This is a genomic window from Streptomyces bicolor, from assembly GCF_000719285.1.
In the GTDB taxonomy this organism is placed as follows: Bacteria; Actinomycetota; Actinomycetes; order Streptomycetales; family Streptomycetaceae; genus Streptomyces; species Streptomyces bicolor.
The window spans coordinates 20,427-39,330 of the sequence record NZ_JOFS01000051.1; the positions used below are offsets into that span (position 1 = coordinate 20,427).

General features: G+C 71.2%; 16 protein-coding genes. 11 read left to right on the forward strand and 5 right to left on the reverse strand.

What is annotated here, in order from left to right; all coding sequences use genetic code 11:
- Positions 1–13: 13 nt before the first annotated feature.
- Positions 14–1,138, reverse strand: a complete 1,125-nt coding sequence (gene disA / locus IF78_RS0139635) for a DNA integrity scanning diadenylate cyclase DisA (RefSeq protein WP_031487420.1) — start codon at positions 1,136–1,138, stop codon at positions 14–16.
- Positions 1,139–1,219: 81 nt separating this feature from the next.
- Positions 1,220–2,629 (reverse strand): DNA repair protein RadA, encoded by a 1,410-nt coding sequence (radA, locus tag IF78_RS0139640; RefSeq protein ID WP_031487421.1) that lies wholly within the window; start codon positions 2,627–2,629, stop codon positions 1,220–1,222.
- 216 nt (positions 2,630–2,845) lie between these two features.
- Between radA and IF78_RS0139645 the strand changes: the two genes are divergently transcribed.
- The gene (locus tag IF78_RS0139645; protein ID WP_031487422.1) at positions 2,846–4,618 is read left to right on the forward strand and encodes a BACON domain-containing protein; all 1,773 of its coding nucleotides are present in this window, start codon (positions 2,846–2,848) and stop codon (positions 4,616–4,618) included.
- Positions 4,619–4,684: 66 nt separating this feature from the next.
- Here IF78_RS0139645 and IF78_RS0139650 read toward each other — a convergent pair whose 3' ends face one another.
- Positions 4,685–5,545, reverse strand: coding sequence for a DUF3109 family protein (locus IF78_RS0139650; protein WP_031487423.1), 861 nt, complete (start codon positions 5,543–5,545; stop codon positions 4,685–4,687).
- Between the two features lie 74 nt (positions 5,546–5,619).
- Here IF78_RS0139650 and IF78_RS0139655 point away from each other — a divergent pair, with 74 nt between their 5' ends.
- From IF78_RS0139655 to ilvD, 4 genes are all read left to right on the forward strand, one after another.
- On the forward strand, positions 5,620–6,552 hold the full coding sequence (locus IF78_RS0139655; RefSeq protein ID WP_031487424.1) for a Ppx/GppA family phosphatase: 933 nt from the start codon (positions 5,620–5,622) through the stop codon (positions 6,550–6,552).
- Between the two features lie 197 nt (positions 6,553–6,749).
- Positions 6,750–7,574, forward strand: coding sequence for a sugar phosphate isomerase/epimerase family protein (locus tag IF78_RS0139665; RefSeq protein WP_031487425.1), 825 nt, complete (start codon positions 6,750–6,752; stop codon positions 7,572–7,574).
- The gene (locus tag IF78_RS0139670; RefSeq protein ID WP_031487426.1) at positions 7,571–8,197 is read left to right on the forward strand and encodes a TetR/AcrR family transcriptional regulator; all 627 of its coding nucleotides are present in this window, start codon (positions 7,571–7,573) and stop codon (positions 8,195–8,197) included. The genes IF78_RS0139665 and IF78_RS0139670 overlap by 4 nt, the downstream gene beginning before the upstream one ends.
- 149 nt (positions 8,198–8,346) lie before the next feature.
- Complete coding sequence (ilvD, locus tag IF78_RS0139675) at positions 8,347–10,200, forward strand: dihydroxy-acid dehydratase (protein ID WP_031487427.1); 1,854 nt, start codon at positions 8,347–8,349, stop codon at positions 10,198–10,200.
- A 107-nt stretch (positions 10,201–10,307) separates the two neighbouring features.
- Here the strand turns inward: ilvD and IF78_RS0139680 are convergent, their stop codons facing one another.
- Positions 10,308–12,431, reverse strand: a complete 2,124-nt coding sequence (locus IF78_RS0139680) for a serine/threonine-protein kinase (RefSeq protein ID WP_031487428.1) — start codon at positions 12,429–12,431, stop codon at positions 10,308–10,310.
- A gap of 182 nt (positions 12,432–12,613) precedes the next feature.
- On the opposite strand from IF78_RS0139680, the gene IF78_RS0139685 reads away from it, so the two are divergent.
- The 6 genes from IF78_RS0139685 to proC all read left to right on the forward strand — a co-directional run bounded on the left by IF78_RS0139685 (position 12,614) and on the right by proC (position 17,298).
- Positions 12,614–12,934 (forward strand): hypothetical protein, encoded by a 321-nt coding sequence (locus IF78_RS0139685; protein ID WP_031487429.1) that lies wholly within the window; start codon positions 12,614–12,616, stop codon positions 12,932–12,934.
- A gap of 73 nt (positions 12,935–13,007) precedes the next feature.
- Positions 13,008–13,511 (forward strand): hypothetical protein, encoded by a 504-nt coding sequence (locus IF78_RS0139690; protein WP_031487430.1) that lies wholly within the window; start codon positions 13,008–13,010, stop codon positions 13,509–13,511.
- Positions 13,512–13,806: 295 nt separating this feature from the next.
- Positions 13,807–14,577 (forward strand): class I SAM-dependent methyltransferase, encoded by a 771-nt coding sequence (locus IF78_RS0139695; RefSeq protein WP_031487431.1) that lies wholly within the window; start codon positions 13,807–13,809, stop codon positions 14,575–14,577.
- Between the two features lie 168 nt (positions 14,578–14,745).
- Positions 14,746–15,555 (forward strand): ABC transporter ATP-binding protein, encoded by an 810-nt coding sequence (locus IF78_RS0139700; protein ID WP_031487432.1) that lies wholly within the window; start codon positions 14,746–14,748, stop codon positions 15,553–15,555.
- Between the two features lie 46 nt (positions 15,556–15,601).
- Complete coding sequence (locus IF78_RS0139705) at positions 15,602–16,339, forward strand: ABC transporter permease (protein ID WP_107050108.1); 738 nt, start codon at positions 15,602–15,604, stop codon at positions 16,337–16,339.
- 146 nt (positions 16,340–16,485) lie between these two features.
- Positions 16,486–17,298: a pyrroline-5-carboxylate reductase gene (gene proC / locus IF78_RS0139710; RefSeq protein ID WP_031487434.1), complete on the forward strand. Its 813-nt coding sequence runs from the start codon at positions 16,486–16,488 to the stop codon at positions 17,296–17,298.
- 40 nt (positions 17,299–17,338) lie between these two features.
- On the opposite strand, the gene trpS is transcribed toward proC, so the two are convergent.
- A complete protein-coding gene (gene trpS, locus IF78_RS0139715; RefSeq protein WP_031487435.1) occupies positions 17,339–18,370 on the reverse strand; it encodes a tryptophan--tRNA ligase in 1,032 nt (343 codons plus the stop codon).
- Between the last annotated feature and the right edge of the window lie 534 nt (positions 18,371–18,904).

Sequence of the window (18,904 nt, forward strand, 5' to 3'; positions counted from 1 at the left end):
GGCGGCCGTCAACTCAGACGTACCGCTCCAGAATCGAGCTCTCCGCAAGCCGCGAAAGCCCCTCCCGCACACTCCGCGCCCGCGCCTCGCCGACCCCGTCCACCGTCTGCAAGTCATCCACGCTGGCAGCCAGAAGCTTCTGCAGCCCCCCGAAGTGCTCCACCAGCCGATCGATGATCGCCCCCGGCAGCCGCGGCACCTTGGCCAGCAGCCGGAAGCCGCGCGGCGACACCGCCGAGTCCAGCGCCTCGGGCGAGCCCGTGTAACCCAACGCCCGTGCCACCGTGGAGAGTTCCAGAAGTTCGGCATGGGTGAGGGCGTCCAGCTCGTACAGCGCCTCGTCCACCGTGCGGGACCGCTTGGCCGTCGGCTCGGGCACGTAGTCGCGCACCACGAGTTCCCGCTCGGGCTCCACGCCCGCGATCAACTCGTCCAGCTGGAGCGCCAGAAGACGCCCGTCGGTGCCCAGCTCCACCACGTACTCGGCGATCTCGGTCGCGATCCGGCGCACCATCTCCAGCCGCTGGGCGACCGCCGAGACGTCGCGGACCGTCACCAGGTCCTCGATCTCCAGCGCTGACAACGTTCCCGCGACCTCGTCCAGGCGGAGCTTGTAGCGCTCCAGGGTGGCCAGGGCCTGGTTGGCGCGGGAGAGGATCGCCGCCGAGTCCTCCAGGACGCGGCGCTGACCTTCGACGTAGAGCGCGATCAGCCGCATCGACTGGGAGACCGAGACCACCGGGAAGCCGACCTGCTTGCTGACCCGGTCCGCCGTGCGGTGCCGGGTGCCCGTCTCCTCCGTCGGGATCGTCGCGTCGGGCACGAACTGCACGCCCGCCCGCAGGATCTTCGACAGGTCGGACGACAGCACGATGCCGCCGTCGAGCTTGCACAGCTCCCGCAGCCGCGTCGCCGTGAACTCGACATCCAGGACGAATCCGCCCGTACACATCGTCTCTACGGTCTTGTCGAAGCCGAGCACGATGAGCCCGCCGGTGTTGCCGCGGAGCACTCGCTCCAGCCCGTCGCGCAGTGCCGTGCCAGGAGCCACGGCGCTCAGTGAGGCGCGCATCAGGCCATCGGAACCGGCACTCCCACCGGACTTTCCGGGAGCTGCTACCCGGTCGTTGGCTGCCACTGCACTCCTCCGGTCGCAGGTTCTGGGGCGCTCCCGTTTCGCACACTCGGTTCGTACGGACGGGCGAGACCAGGGCAAAGTCTACCGGCGGTCCTCCGCGTCCCGTGGGGCCTCTCGGCGACGCGAACGCGGAAGGACCCGGAGGGCGTCCCCTATGTCGGCCACTTCCAGCACCTTCATGCCGGGAGGGATCTTGCCCGGGTCGCCCGGTACGAGCGCGTGCGTGAAGCCCAGCCGGTGCGCCTCGGCCAGCCTGCGCTGCACGCCCGTGACCCGTCTGACCTCGCCCGCGAGGCCCACCTCGCCGATCGCGACGAGGTTCTTCGGGAGCGGGGTGTCACTGGCGGCGGAGGCCAGGGCGAGGGCGACGGCGAGGTCGGCCGCGGGCTCCGACAGCTTCACTCCGCCGACCGTCGCGGAGTAGATGTCCCGCTTGCCGAGCGCGCTGATCCTGCCCCGCTGCTCAAGCACGGCCAGCATCATCGAGACGCGCGAGGTCTCCAGACCGGACGTGGTGCGGCGGGGTGAGGGGATCTGCGAGTCGACCGTCAGCGCCTGGACTTCGGCGACCAAGGGGCGGCGGCCCTCCAGGGTGACCGTCAGACAGGTACCCGGGACCGGTTCGTCACGACGGGTCAGGAAAAGTCCGCTTGGGTCGGCAAGGCCCATGATGCCCTCATCGTGCAGTTCGAAGCAGCCGACCTCGTCCGTCGCGCCGTAGCGGTTCTTGACACCGCGGACGAGACGCAGGCGCGCGTGCCGGTCGCCCTCGAAGCTGAGCACCACGTCCACGAGGTGTTCGAGGAGGCGGGGTCCGGCGATGGCGCCGTCCTTCGTGACGTGGCCCACAAGCAGCGTGGACATGCCGCGTTCCTTCGAGGCCCGGATCAGGGCGCCGGCCACCTCTCGGACCTGCGCCATGCCGCCGGGCGCACCGTCGATCTCCGGGGAGGCCACCGTCTGTACCGAGTCGAGGATGAGCAGCGAGGGCTTCACCGCGTCCAAGTGGCCCAGCACGGCGGCCAGATCGGTCTCGGCGGCGAGATAGAGATGGTCGTCCAGGGCGCCGATGCGGTCGGCGCGCAGCCGGACCTGGCTGGCCGACTCCTCACCGGTGACGTACAAGGTGCGGTGCTCGTCGCTCGCCGACTTGGCCGCCACGTCGAGCAGCAGGGTGGACTTGCCGACACCGGGCTCGCCCGCGAGGAGCACCACCGCGCCGGGCACCAGTCCGCCGCCGAGGACCCGGTCCAGCTCGGGCACGCCGGTGGACCGCGCGGTCGCCTGCCGGCCGTCGACCTGCCCGATGGGCAGCGCGGACGACGTCACCCGGCCCGGTGCCGTCGTACGGACCGCGGGCGCGCCGTACTCCTCGACCGTCCCCCACGCCTGGCACTCGGGGCAGCGGCCGAGCCACTTGGCCGTCTGCCAGCCGCACTCCGTGCAGCGGTAGGACGGGCGGTCCTTCGTGGTCTTGGTACGGGCAGCCATGCGAAGAACCGTAACCGAGCCCACTGACAACGCCGTACGGCCGCACGCCCGGGCCGTTCTCGCGGTCGCCGCAGCCACCCCCACAGGGCCGTCTCGTCATGCACAGGCCACGAAATCCAGGGTTCCTGTCCCCGATTGAGGGATCGTTTCACCCGTATGGATTAAAAGAGCTCAAGCGGGGAGAAGGCGCCACCGCGAGCCCCCTACGGTCCACGAATGATGAGCAGCAGTCCGCAAACCTCGACCCGCACCGCCGGCGCCCATCGAGCGCGCCGGGAGGCGCGTGATCGCGCGGCGACGCGTACGTCGGCGCAGCGGCCGCCCGCGCGCTACGAGCCGTACCTGGACGGGCTGTTCACCTACTGCCTGTCCGTCCTGTGCGACCACGACGCCGCGACCGCCGCCCTCGGCGACGCCCTCGCGCTCGCCGAGCGGCGCGGCCAGCGCGTGCCGGAGTCCGCCGCCGACCGGCGGCCCTGGCTGTACGCGCTGGCCCGGTGGGCGTGCCTGCGCAAGCTGGCCGAGGCCAAGCAGAAACGTCAGAGCAGCCATGCGGCGGGCCGGCACGGCGCCCACCGGCAGCCGGGGACGAAGGCCGCGGGGCCGTCCGTCTCCGAGGAGGTCCAGGAGCAGCGGCGCGGTGAACTCGCCCTGCTCGCCTGGCCGGAGGCCGCGGGCACCACGCCGGAGCAGCGCGAGGCCCTCGAACTCGCCGTACGCCACCACCTCGCCGCCCACGAGGTCGCCGCCGTCCTCGGCATGGACCTGGCCGCCGCCCGCGACCTGCTCGCCTCCGCCGCCTGCGAGGTCGAGCGCACGCGCGCGGCCCTCGCCGTCGTGGAGACCGGCGCCTGTCCGAGCGTCGCCCGCCTCGCCGGCGACAACCAGCTGGTGCTCAGCACGGTCCTGCGCCGTGAACTCGTCCGGCACGTCGACGACTGTCCCCGCTGCCGCCGCACCGCCGAGCGCGCGATCCCCGGCCGGTGGCCCGGCGCGACCGTCACCCCCGCCGAGCTGCCCGTCCTGGAGGCCCCCCGCGCGGCCCTGCACCGGGCCCTGACGCACCACTCACGCGCGCGGGGCGCCGCTGTGCCGCGCTTCGACCGGCGTGGTTTCCCCATGGACCCCAAGGACCGTGCCGCCCGCCGGGACCGGCTGCGCGCGCGTGCCGTCACCACGACCGTCGTCGCCACCGTCGTCGCCGCCCCGGTCCTCGCCCTGTGGGCCGCCTACCGGGGCACCCCGACCGGCGAGGGCGCGGGCGGCCACTCGGCCAGCGCCAGCGAGGCGCACGGCCCCGGCACCCTCGACGGCGAGACGGCGGACGGCGGCTATGAGAACGCCGGCAACGCGAGCCCCGATCGCGGCTTCGGCGACCGTGCCGAACCGGACGTCCTCGTGGAGGTCATCGGCGTCAGCGGCGCGGGCGGGAGGAACGCCGGGCAACTGCAGGTGTCGGCCGGCAACAGCGGCGACACCACGCTCGTCACCCTGACGGCGACGGGGCGCACGCCGGTGCGCTGGTCCGCGACCACCGGCGCGCACTGGCTCTATCTGAGCCGGTCGACGGGAACGCTGGCGCCCGGCGAGTCGTTGACGATCAAGGTGTACGTCGACCCTCTGCGCGAGCCGTCCGGGCACTGGAGCGCGCGTGTGGCGATCTCACCCGCCGGCGCCGTCGTCTCCATCGAGGGTTACGGCACCGCCTCCAGCCCTTCCGGCCCGGGACACGGCCCAGGACCCGGCCCGGACCCGTATCCCACCGATCCCAGCCAACCCGGCAACCCGACCGACCCCCCGCCCTCGTCCCCCGGGCCCGATCCGACGCCGACGACCTCGGCTCCGCCCGACCCCATGCCCAGCGAGCCGCCGCCCTCGTCGCCCGATCCGTCGCCCACGACCGGCGACCCGTCGCCGTCCGGCCCGTCCGACCCGGGGAGCTCGCCGCCGCCCAGCGGCAGCGGCGAACCGAGCCCGTCGGCGTCGTAGCGCACCGGTCCCGTGGGCTCGCCCACATCGGCTGTCCTGGTCGCCGGTCTCCCGACCGACGCTCTGCTAGCCGACGGGATCCGCCGGATGCGGTGCCAGCAACGGCAGTTGCGACGCCAGCCGCTCCTCGCACAGCTCGACGAGGCGGTCGTAGCCCGCCTTGCCCATCAGCTCGATCAGCTCCGGCCGGTAGGACACGTACACCGGCTCGCCCGCGCCGTGCGCCGAGGTCGCCGAGGTGCACCACCAGTGCAGGTCGTGGCCGCCCGGGCCCCAGCCGCGGCGGTCGTACTCGCCGATCGAGATCTGGAGCACACGGGTGTCGTCGGGCCGGTCGATCCAGTCGTACGTCCGCCGGACCGGCAGCTGCCAGCAGACGTCCGGCTTGGTCTCCAGCGGCTCGCGGCCCTCCTTCAGGGCGAGGATGTGCAGCGAGCAGCCCGCGCCGCCCGGGAAGCCGGGCCGGTTCTGGAAGATGCAGGAGCCCTGGTACGGGCGGGTCTGACGGTCCCCGTCCTCGTCCTCCGAGACCCAGCCGTGCTCCACGCCCTCGTCGTGGTGCTGCCAGATTTCCGGCGTGAGTCTCGCCACATGCTCGGCGACCCGCTTCTCGTCGTCCTCGTCGGAGAAGTGCGCGCCCAGCGTGCAGCAGCCGTCGGCCGCGCGGCCCGCCTGGATGCCCTGGCAGCCGCTGCCGAAGATGCAGTTCCAACGGGAGGTCAGCCATGTCAGATCGCAGCGGAATACCTGCTCGTCGTCCGCCGGATCAGGGAACTCCACCCATGCGCGGGCGAAGTCGAGCCCCTTCTCGTCCGGTTCCGGGGAGCCCTTCCGGGGCTTCTTCGACTTCGTGGCTGCCTTTGCCTGCGAAGAACCCGTGGCGGATTTGGCCGTCTTGTCGTCCTTCGCCTTTTTCGTCTTTGGCACGGGTCCAGGGTACGGCGTCCGTACCTGCGCCTTCGAGGACGGAGGATCGCCCAGGTGGCAGTAGCGTTCCGTACATGAGACTCGGTGTCCTCGACGTTGGATCCAACACGGTGCATCTCCTGGTGGTGGATGCGCACCCGGGCGCGCGCCCGCTGCCCGCGCACTCGCACAAGGCGGAACTGCGCCTTGCCCAACTCCTCGACGACAGCGGGGCCATCGGACCTGACGGGGTCGACAAACTGGTCGGCGTCGTCCACGAGGCGCTGCAGGCAGCCGAGGACAAGGGCGTCGAGGAGGTCCTGCCGTTCGCGACATCCGCGGTGCGGGAGGCCGGCAACGCGGACGACGTCCTCGCGCGCGTGAAGGCCGAAACCGGGGTTGAGCTGCAGGTTCTCACCGGCGAGGAGGAGGCGCGGCTGACCTTCCTCGCCGCCCGGCGCTGGTTCGGCTGGTCGGCCGGGAAGCTGCTCGTGCTGGACATCGGGGGCGGTTCCCTGGAGATCGCGTACGGCATGGACGAGGAGCCGGACGCGGCGGTGTCGCTGCCGCTGGGCGCGGGTCGGCTGACCGCCGGCTGGCTGCCGGGCGACCCGCCCGACCCGGAGGCGATAAGGGCGCTACGACGGCATGTCCGCGCCCAGATCGCCCGTACGGTCGGCGAATTCACCCGCTTCGGGGCCCCCGACCACGTGGTCGCCACCTCCAAGACCTTCAAGCAACTGGCCCGCCTCGCCGGCGCCGCCCGCTCCGCGGATGGCCTCTACGTCCAGCGCGACCTCAAGCGCGAGTCCCTGGAGGCCTGGGTCCCGCGCCTGGCCGGCATGACGGCCGCCCAGCGAGCGGAACTCCCGGGCGTCTCGGAGGGCCGCGCGGGCCAGCTGCTCGCGGGGGCGCTGGTGGCCGAGGGCGCGATGGACCTGTTCGGCGTGGAGGCGCTGGAGATCTGCCCCTGGGCACTGCGGGAGGGCGTGATCCTGCGGAAGCTGGATCACATGGGCGTGGTGTGACCGTTGCCTCCGGCGGTTCGGCCGGGGGCACCTGCGGCCGCCCACGCGCGTGAACCCCACCACACCACCAGTCCCCACCCCCTCTCCGAGCCCCCGGCATATGCCCAGTTCGCACCCCTGAGCGTGCCCACACCCCCGTGGCGGGCCCACGCCCATCCGTTCCCCGGCCTTCAGCACGGCCCCGTACTCTGTCCCTCGTGGCAGAACCAGTGGTGCGCATCCCGGATGCGAAGGTCGCCCTCTCGACGGCCTCCGTCTATCCGGAGTCGACGGCAACGGCCTTCGAGATCGCCGCGCGCCTCGGGTACGACGGCGTCGAGGTCATGGTGTGGACCGACCCGGTCAGCCAGGACATGGAGGCGCTGCGCCGGCTCAGCGACTACCACCACATCCCGATCCTCGCCGTACACGCCCCCTGCCTGCTGATCACCCAGCGCGTGTGGTCCACCGACCCCTGGACCAAGCTCCAGCGCGCCCAGGCGGCCGCCGAGAAGCTGGGGGCCTCCACGGTCGTCGTACACCCGCCGTTCCGCTGGCAGCGCCAGTACGCCCGCGACTTCGTCGCCGGTATCTGGCGGATGGCGAACGAGACGGATGTGCGGTTCGCCGTCGAGAACATGTACCCCTGGCGCTACCGCGACCGCGAGATGCTGGCGTACGCCCCCGACTGGGACGTGACGAAGGACGACTACCGGCACTTCACGATCGATCTCAGCCATGCCGCGACCGCCCGCACCGACGCCCTGCAGATGATCGACCGCATGGGGGACCGGCTGGGCCACGTGCACCTCGCGGACGGCAGGGGCTCGGCCAAGGACGAGCACCTCGTCCCCGGCCGCGGCACGCAGCCCTGCGCCGAGGTGCTGGAGCGGCTCGCGCGCACCGGATTCGACGGCCACGTCGTCATCGAGGTCAACACCCGGCGCGCCATGTCCAGCGCCGAACGCGAGGCCGACCTCGCCGAGGCCCTCGCCTTCACGCGGCTGCACCTGGCCTCGGCGGTGAAGGTGCCCCGGCCGTGACCGACACCACCTCGGGCGAGGGCGGGGTGAGCTCCCGGCGCCGGGGCCGCCCTCCGCGTACGGAATCCGCCGACACCCGCGACCGCATCCTGAACGCGGCCCGCGAGGAGTTCTCCGAGCGCGGCTACGAGAAGACGTCCGTGCGCGGCATCGCCAAGGCGGCCGGCGTGGACTCGGCCCTCGTGCACCACTACTTCGGCACCAAGGAGCAGGTCTTCGAGGCGGCGGTGGAGGTCGCCTTCGCGCCGGCCCTGAAGGTGCGGGACGCGGTGTTGGAAGGGCCGCTCGACGACGTCGGCGAGCGGATGACCCGCACCATCTTCGGGCTCTGGGAGAACCCGGTGACCCGCAAGCCGCTGCTCGCGATCGTCCGCTCGGCGGTCAACAACGAGACCGCGGCCGCCGTCTTCCGCCGCCTCGTCTCCGCGCAGCTGATGCGCCGCATCGCCGGCGAGATCGACGCCCCGGACGCGGAACTGCGCGCCGAGCTGGCCGCCGCGCAGCTGGTGGGCGTCGCGATGCTGCGGTACGTCATCAAGATCGAGCCGATCGCGTCGGCGAACGTGGAGCAGATCATCGCGCGCGTGGCGCCCGTGGTGCAGGGGCATCTCACCGGCCGGTGACGCCGGGAACACCTGTTCCGCGAGACATGCGTCCCGTATTCCGGACACCTCGTCCCGCCCTCTGGATGACCGGCGTACGCTCGTTAGCAGTCAGAAGTCTCTGATGCGCAGTCTCTGCAGTCCTGCAGTCCCTGAAGGAGCGAGCGACGATGCCCGAGCTGAGGTCCCGCACAGTCACCCACGGCCGCAACATGGCGGGCGCCCGCGCCCTTATGCGCGCCTCCGGTGTACCCGGTGCGGACATCGGCCGGAAGCCGATCATCGCGGTGGCGAACTCCTTCACCGAGTTCGTGCCCGGCCACACCCACCTGCAGCCCGTCGGCCGGATCGTCAGCGAGGCGATCAGGGAGGCCGGGGGCATTCCGCGCGAGTTCAACACGATCGCCGTCGACGACGGCATCGCGATGGGCCACGGCGGCATGCTGTACAGCCTGCCGTCGCGCGACCTGATCGCCGACTCGGTCGAGTACATGGTCGAGGCCCACTGCGCCGACGCCCTGATCTGCATCTCCAACTGCGACAAGATCACCCCGGGGATGCTGAACGCCGCCCTGCGGCTGAACATCCCCACGGTCTTCGTCTCCGGCGGCCCCATGGAGTCCGGCCGCGCGACCCTCGTGGACGGCACGGTCCGCACCCTCGACCTGGTCGACGCGATCTCCGACGCCGTGAACGACAAGATCTCGGACGAGGACATCCTCCGTATCGAGGAGAACGCCTGTCCGACCTGCGGCTCCTGCTCCGGCATGTTCACCGCCAACTCGATGAACTGCCTGACCGAGGCCATCGGCCTCTCCCTGCCCGGCAACGGCTCGGTCCTGGCCACCCACACGGCCCGCCGCGCGCTCTACGAGAACGCGGCCCGTACGGTCATGGACATCACCCGCCGCTACTACGAGCAGGACGACGAGACGGTCCTGCCCCGCAGCATCGCCTCGTTCGCGGCCTTCGAGAACGCCATGGCCCTCGACATCGCGATGGGCGGCTCCACCAACACGATCCTGCACCTGCTGGCCGCCGCCCAGGAGGCGGGCGTTCCGTTCGGCCTGGAGCAGATCGACGCGGTCAGCCGCAGGGTCCCCTGCCTCGCCAAGGTCGCGCCCAACGTCGCCAAGGACCGCACGTACTACATGGAGGACGTGCACCGCGCCGGCGGCATCCCGGCCCTGCTGGGCGAGCTGCACCGCGCGGGCCTGCTCAACGAGGACGTCCACGCGGTCCACAGTCCGTCCCTGTCGGACTGGCTGAAGACCTGGGACGTGCGCGGCGGATCGCCCTCGCCGGAGGCCGTCGAGCTGTGGCACGCCGCCCCGGGCTGCGTCCGCTCGGCGGAGGCCTTCTCGCAGTCCGAGCGCTGGGAGGCCCTCGACGAGGACGCCGAGGGCGGCTGCATCCGCAGCGCCGAGCACGCGTACTCCAAGGACGGCGGGCTCGCCGTCCTCAGGGGCAACCTGGCCGTCGACGGCTGCGTCGTGAAGACGGCCGGCGTCGACGAGTCCATCTGGACCTTCGAGGGCCCGGCGGTCGTCTGCGAGTCGCAGGAAGAGGCCGTCGAGAAGATCCTCAACAAACAGGTGACCGACGGCGACGTCGTCGTCATCCGCTACGAGGGCCCCAAGGGCGGCCCCGGCATGCAGGAGATGCTCTACCCCACGTCCTTCCTCAAGGGCCGCGGCCTCGGCAAGACCTGCGCCCTGATCACCGACGGCCGTTTCTCCGGCGGCACGTCCGGCCTGTCCATCGGCCACGCCTCCCCGGAGGCCGCGTCCGGCGGCACCATCGCCCTCGTCGAGGACGGCGACCGTATCCGCATCGACATCCCGAACCGCTCGATCGAGTTGCTCGTCGACGACGCGGAACTCGCGCGGCGTGAGCAGGCGTTGGACGGGGCGTACGCCCCGAAGAACCGCGAGCGCAAGGTGTCGGCGGCGCTGCGGGCGTACGCGGCGATGGCGACCAGCGCGGACAAGGGCGCGGTGCGGGACGTGACGAAGCTCGGCTGAGGTTCCGTATCGCATACGTGGCGAAGGGGCCGTCTCCACGGGAGGCGGCCCCTTCGCCTGTCAGCAGGGGCTGTCATCCAGTCCGGGAGGTCGGCCGTACGGCTCCGTCACCAGGCCGACGGATCGCGGCCGTCGAAGGCGAACACGGTCCCGTCGGGGGCGGCGGCGAAGACACGGCCGTCGACGACCACGGGCTCCGGGAGATCGGCCGTCAGCCGGTCCGAGCCCGCGCCGAGCCGGGTCGGCGTCTGGCCCAGGAGCCGTCCGTCGCGGGCGTCCACGGCGAACAGCCGGCCGTCGACGGTGGTGACGTACACATGCCGGCCGTCGGCCACGGGGGACGACGTACGGATCAAGGATGTCTCCAGGCTCCAGAGCTGCTTGCCCGCCGCCATGTCGACGGCGACCAGCGAACCGCTGTTGCCCACGAGGTAGACGACGTTCCCGCGTACGGTGCCGTGGGCCTGCTCGATCCTGCGGGGCAGCGTGACACGCCGCGAGGTCCGGTCGGCGGGGGAGTAGCGGACCACGGTCCCGGTGTCGCTGTAGATCCCGTCGAGGGAGACGAAGAAGACCGACCCGTCCGACGCGCCGGCGAGTTCCAGCGTCCCCTTCAGCCGCGCGTCCCAGCGCACATCACCCGTGGCCGGGTCCACCGCGGTGACCCGCGTGCTCGCCCCGTCGTCGGAGGGGCTCGTCGTGTACGCCAGCGGATCTCCGGCGAAGGAGACGAAGTAGGGCGCCGTGTGCCCCGGCAGGGCATGGCTCCACCGCGTGTCGCCCGAAGCGCCGTCCACTGCGGTGACCGTGCCGTCGGCGGCGGTCAGCAGCACCATGCCGCCGGCGACCGACGAGGTGCCGTACGCGGGCACGCCGTGCTGCCAACGCGCCTTGCCCGTAGCGGGATCGAGTGCCTCCAGCCGACGGCCCGGCCATGCCGACGGCTGCACGAGACCGCCCGCCACGGCCGGCGGTCCGCTCATGTGCGACGCGTCGACGGAGTACCGCCACAGCAGCCGGCCGTCCTCGGGGTCGAGTGCGAAGACGAGCCCGCTCTGGGCGCACAGCACCTTCCCCGCGCCGTACGAACACAGTGGCGTGCCCTTCTTGGGCGCCGGTGCCGCGGCCCACCCGCCGAACCCGGCCGACGCGGTGCCCGTGCTCTTGGGCTCCGGCGCCGGGTCCGTGCCGCCCAGAAGCCGCACGGAGGCCAGCGCGACGACCGTGGCGAGACCGACGGCCCCGGCACCGAGGGCCAGCAGTCGGCGTCGACGCCTCCCGGGCGGCCGTTCGGCCTCCTCCTCGACACCCGGCCCCGGCCGCGGCTTCGATTCCGGCACCGGCCCGGGCTCCGGCTTCTCGCCGTCCCGCTGCGCCGGAATGAACGCCTGCGTGTCGTACGACGCCGCCACCGACCGCAGTTCCCGCATCAACTCGTCGGGCGTGGGCCGGTCCTCGGGCTCCTTGGCCAGGCACCGCAGCACGAGCGGCGCCAGATTCGGCGGTACGCCGGTCAGGTCCGGCTCGTCATGCACGACCTGGTAGGCGACGACGTACGGACTGTCGGAGTCGAACGGCCCCCGCCCCGTGGACGCGTGCACCAGCACGGACCCGAGCGCGAAGATGTCGGCGGCGGGCCCGACCTCCCGGGGCCGCCGGAACTGCTCCGGCGCCATGAAGGGCGGCGTGCCGATCAACTTCCCGGTCTCGGTGCGCAGTTCGCTGTCCTTTGGCCGAGAAATACCGAAGTCGATGACCTTCGGTCCATCATCGGCGAGCAGCACATTGCTCGGCTTCAGGTCGCGGTGCACCACGCCGACCCGGTGGATGTCGCGCAGCGCCTCCGCCAGTCCGGCCATCAGCCGCCGCAGCTGCGCGGGCTCCATCGGCCCGTTCCGCTTGACGTGGTCGGAGAGCGTCGGCCCGGGGATGAACAGCGTGGCCATCCAAGGCCGTTCGGCCTCGGGATCGGCGTCCACGACGGGCGCGGTGAAAGCCCCGCTCACCCTGCGCGCCGCACCGACCTCCTGCCGGAACCGGCCCCGGAACTCGGGATCCCTCGCGAACTCGGCATGCACGACCTTCACCGCGAGCTGCATGCCCGAGGTGCTCCGCGCCAGATGTACGACGCCCATGCCGCCGGACCCCAGGCGGGACTCCAGGCGGTAGTGACCGGCGTATTCGGGAAGTTCCGCTTCCGCGCCCGCTCCGGCGTTGTGCTGTGGCGCCATGGGACCACCCCCGTGCTGTTCGTCCGCGCGCGCGACGCACGGAGCCTAGTCGATGACTCGTGCGAGACCGAGGCGGCTTGCTAGCCTCCGTGTTCCCATCACGCACATGTGTGCGTGGCGTGATTTAGGGGAATGAACGGGACCCCATGGGAGTCATGGGGATCAACGGGGGAGGTTTTTCCATGTCTGTGGACCGCGCTGAAGAGTTCGAGAGAGCCGAAGCGGCTACGGCCACCGCGGTCACGGCCGCGGCGGTGCGCTACTACCCGGTCGCGCCGGGCGTCCGCCTGAACGTCCGCCGGGGCCCCGGCACCCAGTACTCGATCGTCCGCGTCCTGCCCGAGGGCGCCATGGTCCCGATCTACTGCCAGACGCCCGGCACGACGGTGGCCGGCCCCTACGGCACGACGAACATCTGGGACAACATCGACGACGGCGAGTACATCTCGGACGCCTATGTGAACACCGGCAGCGACGGCTACGTCCGACCGCGCTGCTCCTGATTCAGGGCCGAACCTGTTTCTTTCGCCGGAACCCGTACGGAGCCCGCGGCCACGCCGGAGCCATAATCGACTCGTGAGCGAGAAGAACGGCACCCCGGCCACCCCCGCGGGCTCCACGGGCCCCCGCCCCGAGCCCCTCCGCTTCTTCGGCACGACCTGGGTCGACCACGACCACGGCTACACCGCCCGTCGCATCGCCGTGGCCGTCGGCTCCCTCGCCACCGCGGCCGCCTCCTGCCTGGTCCTGCGCTTCGCCTACGACGGGATCCAGATCGCCGCGGTCGGCGGCTTCGTCACCGTCCTGGTCGTGGTGATGTTCGCGGTGTGCAGCGCCCTCGCCTTCCGCCACACCTGGGAGGGCTTCACCAAGCGCCCCGATCCCGACCGCCACGCCAGCCTCCGCAGCCTCCTCATGATCGGCTTCGTCGGCTCCCTCCTCGCCTACTTCTTCCGCTCCCTCACCGAGGCCCCCGGCGAAAAACTCCACCGCGAGGAGTACGAGAAGGCCCGCAAACAACAGCAGAGCCGCACGACCCGCCGCACAGGCAACCCAGCGAAGAAGCGCCGCCGCCACTAGGGCCTGTCCGGCGGATCAGGCCGACTGCACGGAACGGCATCTCATCAGCGCAGATGGGCGTGCCAGGCAGCCGCATCAACGCCGTCCCATCCCCGCGGTCACGTCGGGCACAGACCCTCCGAGCCGACCGGCCGACTGTGTACGCCCGCGTCTCCCGTGCTTCACCGGCCGGCACTCGACCCATTGCCCTCCACCGGTCGGTACTCGACCGGCCCGCCTTCCACCGGGCCGCCCTACCTCCCACCCTCTCGCCAAACTCGATGCACACGGCACCAACCACGGCCACCATGGCCGTATGACGGCCCCCTCACACACCGACCGCGCCCGCTCCTTCAACGCCGCCGCAGCCCAGTACGCCGCGAACCGCCCCTCCTACCCGCCCGCCCTCTTCGACGCCATCGAGGACCTCGCCGGCCGCCGCCTCACCGGCGCACGCGTCGTCGACGTGGGCGCGGGCACAGGCATAGCCACCGCCCTCCTACGGCAGCGCGGCGCCGACGTACTGGCCGTGGAACCCGGCGACGGCATGGCGGCCCAGTTCCGCCGCAGTCACCCCGACCTCCCGATCGTCCGCGGCAACGGCAACGCTCTCCCCCTCGCCACCGCCTCCGCCGACTTCCTCACCTACGCCCAGGCCTGGCACTGGACGGACCCCGCCCACTCCGCCCCGGAGGCCCTCCGCGTGCTGCGGCCGGGCGGCTCACTCGCCCTGTGGTGGAACAGCACCCCTCTCGACATCCCGTGGCAGGCGGCACAGGCGGACCGTATCGACCACCGCTTCGGCGCCCACCCCGTCGTCGAACAGGGAGGAAGCGGCGCCCGAGCCGCCATGGCCGACCCCACCGGCCGCCTCACCTTCACCCGCCGCAAGGTCCGCTGGAGCCGTCGCGTCCCCGTCGACACACACCTGGCGAACCTCGGCAGCCACTCGATCTTCCTGGTCCACGGCACAGAGGCGAGCACCGCCTTCCTCACCGAGGAGAAGCAGCTCCTCCTCAAGACCTTCCCGGACGGGTTCATCGAGGAGACCTACGACGTCGACCTCCTGGTCGCCAACACCCCCTGACCTCCCTCCCAACCCCTCGCCCTCTCAACTCCTCGCCCTCCCGACCCCTCCCCTCCAGCAATGCCGAGCCGAGGAAGACGGGCGATCTGCATACCTGGGCGCACGCCCTCACCGCCCGCCCAACCTCGGCGCTTGACGGCACAGCCCCACCCGAGGATTATTCATCACATGATGAATTACTCGTCCGTCCGATCCGACCCACCCGACACCCCCACCACCCCCGCCATCCGAGCCGACGCCCTGAACGTCGTCCGCGGCACCCGCCAAGTACTCCGCGACCTCGACTTCACGGTCCCGCGCGGCCAGATCACCGGCCTCCTCGGCCCGTCCGGCTGCGGCAAGACGACTCTCATGCGAGCGATCGTCGGCACCCAGGCCAAGGTCACCGGCACCCTCGACGTCCTGGGTCGCCCCGCCGGCCACCCCACTCTGCGCACCCGCATCGGCTACGTCACCCAAGCCCCCTCCGTCTACGACGACCTGACGATCCGCCAGAACCTCGCCTACTTCGCCGCGATCCTCGACCCCGGCCACGCGGCCGTCGACCGGCGCCACGAGAACGTCACCCGAGCCATCGCCGACGTGGACCTCTCCAGCCACGCCGACGCCCTGGCCGGCAACCTCTCCGGCGGCCAGCGCAGCCGCGTCTCCCTCGCGGTCGCCCTCCTCGGCACGCCGGAACTCCTGGTCCTGGACGAACCGACGGTCGGCCTCGACCCGGTCCTGCGCCGCGACCTCTGGAACCTCTTCCACGACATCGCCGCCTCCCGCGGCGCCGCCCTCCTCATCTCCTCCCACGTCATGGACGAGGCAGAGCGCTGCCACCGCCTCCTCCTCATGCGCGAGGGCCGGATCCTCGCCGACGACACCCCCGAAGCCCTGCGCACCCGTACGAACTCCGAGACGGTCGAGGCGGCCTTCCTGCACCTGGTCGACGAGGCGGTCGCGGCCGCCCGCGCGAAGGAGACCACGCGATGACCACGACGACGAGCACGACACGCTCCGACCCGCGCCCACCGGCCCCCTGAACCTCGCGCGCACAACCGCCACCGCCGCCCGGGTCCTGCGCCAGCTCCTCCACGACCCGCGCACCATCGCGCTGATGCTCCTCGTGCCCTGCGTGATGCTGTTCCTGCTGCGCTACGTCTTCGACGGCAGCCCGCGCACCTTCGACAACATCGGCGCCTCCCTCCTCGGGATCTTCCCGCTGATCACGATGTTCCTGGTCACCTCCATCGCCACCCTGCGCGAACGCACCTCGGGCACCCTCGAACGCCTCCTCGCCATGCCGCTGGGCAAGGGCGACCTGATCGCCGGCTACGCCCTCGCCTTCGGCACCCTCGCGATCATCCAGTCCGCCCTGGCGACAGGCCTCGCACTCTGGTTCCTCGGCCTGGACGTCACGGGCAGCCCCTGGCTGCTCCTGCTCGTGGCCCTGCTCGACGCGCTGCTCGGCACCGCGCTCGGTCTCTTCGTCTCGGCCTTCGCGGCCTCCGAATTCCAGGCCGTCCAGTTCATGCCGGCCGTGATCTTCCCCCAGCTCCTCCTCTGCGGCCTGTTCACTCCCCGCGACAACATGCACCCGGCCCTCGAGGCCATCTCCAACGTCCTCCCCATGTCCTACGCGGTCGACGGCATGAACGAGGTCCTCAAGCACACCGACATGACCGCCAACTTCGTCCGCGACGCCCTGATCGTGGCGGGCTGCGCCCTGCTGGTCCTGGGCCTGGGCGCGGCGACCCTGCGGCGCAGGACGGCATGACCGCCGCGGGGCCGGGACCGGCCGGGCAGCACGACGGCCCACCCCCTCCGCCCCGCTCCGTCCGCCCACCGGACACGCCACCTCGAAAGCCGCCCCCGGTGCGAGGATGAACCCGGACGACGCAACCCCCGGAGGGCACCCCAGCCATGACCCAGAAAGTCGCAGTCCTCGGCACCGGCAAGATCGGCGAAGCCCTGCTCAGCGGAATGATCCGCGGCGGCTGGGCCCCGGCCGACCTCCTGGTGACGGCCCGCCGCGCGGAACGAGCCGAAGAACTCCGCACCCGCTACGGAGTCACCCCGGTCACCAACGCCGAAGCCGCCAAGACCGCCGACACGCTGATCCTCACGGTCAAGCCGCAGGACATGGGCACCCTCCTCGACGAACTCGCCCCGCACGTGCCCGCCGACCGCCTGGTCATCAGCGGAGCCGCAGGCATCCCCACCTCCTACTTCGAGGCCCGCCTCGCCGCCGGCACCCCGGTCGTCCGCGTCATGACGAACACGCCAGCCCTCGTCGACGAGGCCATGTCCGTCATCTCCGCGGGCAGCCACGCCAGCGAAGCCGACCTTGCCCACACCGAGGAGATCTTCGGCTCCGTGGGCAAGACGCTCCGCGTCCCCGAGTCCCAGCAGGACGCCTGCACCGCACTCTCCGGCTCCGGCCCGGCGTACTTCTTCTACCTGGTCGAAGCCATGACCGACGCCGGCATCCTCCTCGGCCTGCCCCGCGACAAGGCACACGACCTCATCGTCCAGTCCGCGATCGGCGCCGCGACGATGCTCCGCGACAGCGGCGAACACCCCGTCAAGCTCCGCGAGAACGTGACGTCCCCCGCCGGCACCACCATCAACGCCATCCGCGAACTCGAGAACCACGGCGTACGAGCCGCACTCATCGCCGCCCTCGAAGCGGCCCGCGACCGCAGCCGCGAACTGGCCTCCGGCAACAACAAATGACGCCCGGCCGCCCCCTGCCCAGGGGGCGGCAAGCGCACCCCTACACGGTCACCCCGATATCCGCAGCCGCAGTCGCAACGGCCGGCAGCAACCCGATCGCCCGATACGCAGTGTCCACCGTCGGCCGCGCCATCGCCCGAGCCCGCTCCGCACCATCTCGCAGCACCCCCTCCACATAGCCAGGATCCGCGCACAGCTCCCTGTGCCTCTCCTGCACGGGCCTGAGAACCTCGACCACAGCCTCCGCGGTGGCCGACTTCAAAGCGCCGTACGACTCATATACACCGCTCAGCTCCGATGGGTTCCCACCCGTACAGGCAGCCAGGACCTCCAGCAGATTCGCCACCCCCGGCTGCGCGGCCCGGTCGTACACGACCTCCCGCCCGCTGTCGGTCACGGCCCGCATGACCTTCTTCCGCACCACATCCGGCTCATCGAGCAGATAGACGATCCCGGGCCCGGAATCGTCGCTCTTGCCCATCTTCGACATCGGATCCTGCAGATTCATCACCCGAGCCGCGACCTGCGGAGCCGTGGCCCGAGGCACCACGAACGTATGCCCGTACCGCTGGTTGAACCGCACGGCCAGATCCCGCGCCAGCTCCACATGCTGCGTCTGATCGTCCCCGACCGGCACCTCATCGGTCCCGTACGCCAGGATGTCCGCCGCCATCAGCACGGGATACGTCAGCAGCGACAGCCGCACACTCCCGCCCCGCTCCCGCTCCCGCGCAGCCTTCTCCTTGTACTGGATCATCCGCCGCATCTCGCCGTCCGTGGCCACGCACTCCAGCACATACGACAGCCGCGCGTGCTCATCCACATGACTCTGTACGAAGACGGTGCACAGCTCCGGATCCAGCCCCGACGCCAGCAACAACGTCGCCGCCTGCCGACTGAGCCTGCGCACCCGCGCCGGATCGTGGTCCACGGTCAGCGCATGCAGATCGACGATGCAGAACAGAGCGTCGGCCTGGTGCTGATCGACGGCAGCCCACCGCCGCATGGCACCCAGGTAGTTCCCCAGCGTCAGATGCCCGGTCGGCTTGACCCCACTGAAGACCCGCGTCATCCCTCTCCACCTTCTGGTCGAGGCCACCGTCCCCGGCCGGCCGACCCTCAGAAGCTCTGGAGGGAGATACGAGAACGGCCGCCGAGGCGGCGGCCGTTGAGTGCATACGTGCGTACGGCCGCCGTCAGGCGGCCCACCACAGTTGGGTGCGCGTACGCGTAGTCATGTGTCTCAGCGTACGCCCCGAGGGTGCAGTCCGGAGGGAAGTTGACACGCCTCAGGCCGATCCGTAGTGTTCTCCGAGTTGTCCGACGTGAGCGCCGACTCCGGTCGGTCCCCGGACAGCCACTCCGCAAGTACCAACCATCATTCGATGACAGTCGATCTGTCTGCCGTCGTTTCATTGGCATGCGTATTTACGGAATGAGGAATCCGCGTTCGAGAGAACGCAGCCCCCGATTAGCTCGGGAGCGAGGAGTCCGCTAAAGTCTCACTCGTCGGAACGGCCCAACGGCCGCGAAGACAAGCCCCGCTGACTGGGAGTCAGGCCCGAGAGGATCTGATAAAGTCGGAACCGCCGGAAAGGGAAACGCG

Bases quoted from the DNA above. Each gene is read 5' to 3' on its own strand.
- radA (WP_031487421.1), bottom strand. From the start codon at position 2,629: ATGGCTGCCCGTACCAAGACCACGAAGGACCGCCCGTCCTACCGCTGC.
- IF78_RS0139645 (WP_031487422.1), top strand. From the start codon at position 2,846: ATGATGAGCAGCAGTCCGCAAACCTCGACCCGCACCGCCGGCGCCCAT.
- IF78_RS0139655 (WP_031487424.1), top strand. From the start codon at position 5,620: ATGAGACTCGGTGTCCTCGACGTTGGATCCAACACGGTGCATCTCCTG.
- ilvD (WP_031487427.1), top strand. From the start codon at position 8,347: ATGCCCGAGCTGAGGTCCCGCACAGTCACCCACGGCCGCAACATGGCG.
- IF78_RS0139680 (WP_031487428.1), bottom strand. From the start codon at position 12,431: ATGGCGCCACAGCACAACGCCGGAGCGGGCGCGGAAGCGGAACTTCCC.
- IF78_RS0139685 (WP_031487429.1), top strand. From the start codon at position 12,614: ATGTCTGTGGACCGCGCTGAAGAGTTCGAGAGAGCCGAAGCGGCTACG.
- IF78_RS0139695 (WP_031487431.1), top strand. From the start codon at position 13,807: ATGACGGCCCCCTCACACACCGACCGCGCCCGCTCCTTCAACGCCGCC.
- IF78_RS0139700 (WP_031487432.1), top strand. From the start codon at position 14,746: ATGATGAATTACTCGTCCGTCCGATCCGACCCACCCGACACCCCCACC.
- proC (WP_031487434.1), top strand. From the start codon at position 16,486: ATGACCCAGAAAGTCGCAGTCCTCGGCACCGGCAAGATCGGCGAAGCC.
- trpS (WP_031487435.1), bottom strand. From the start codon at position 18,370: ATGACGCGGGTCTTCAGTGGGGTCAAGCCGACCGGGCATCTGACGCTG.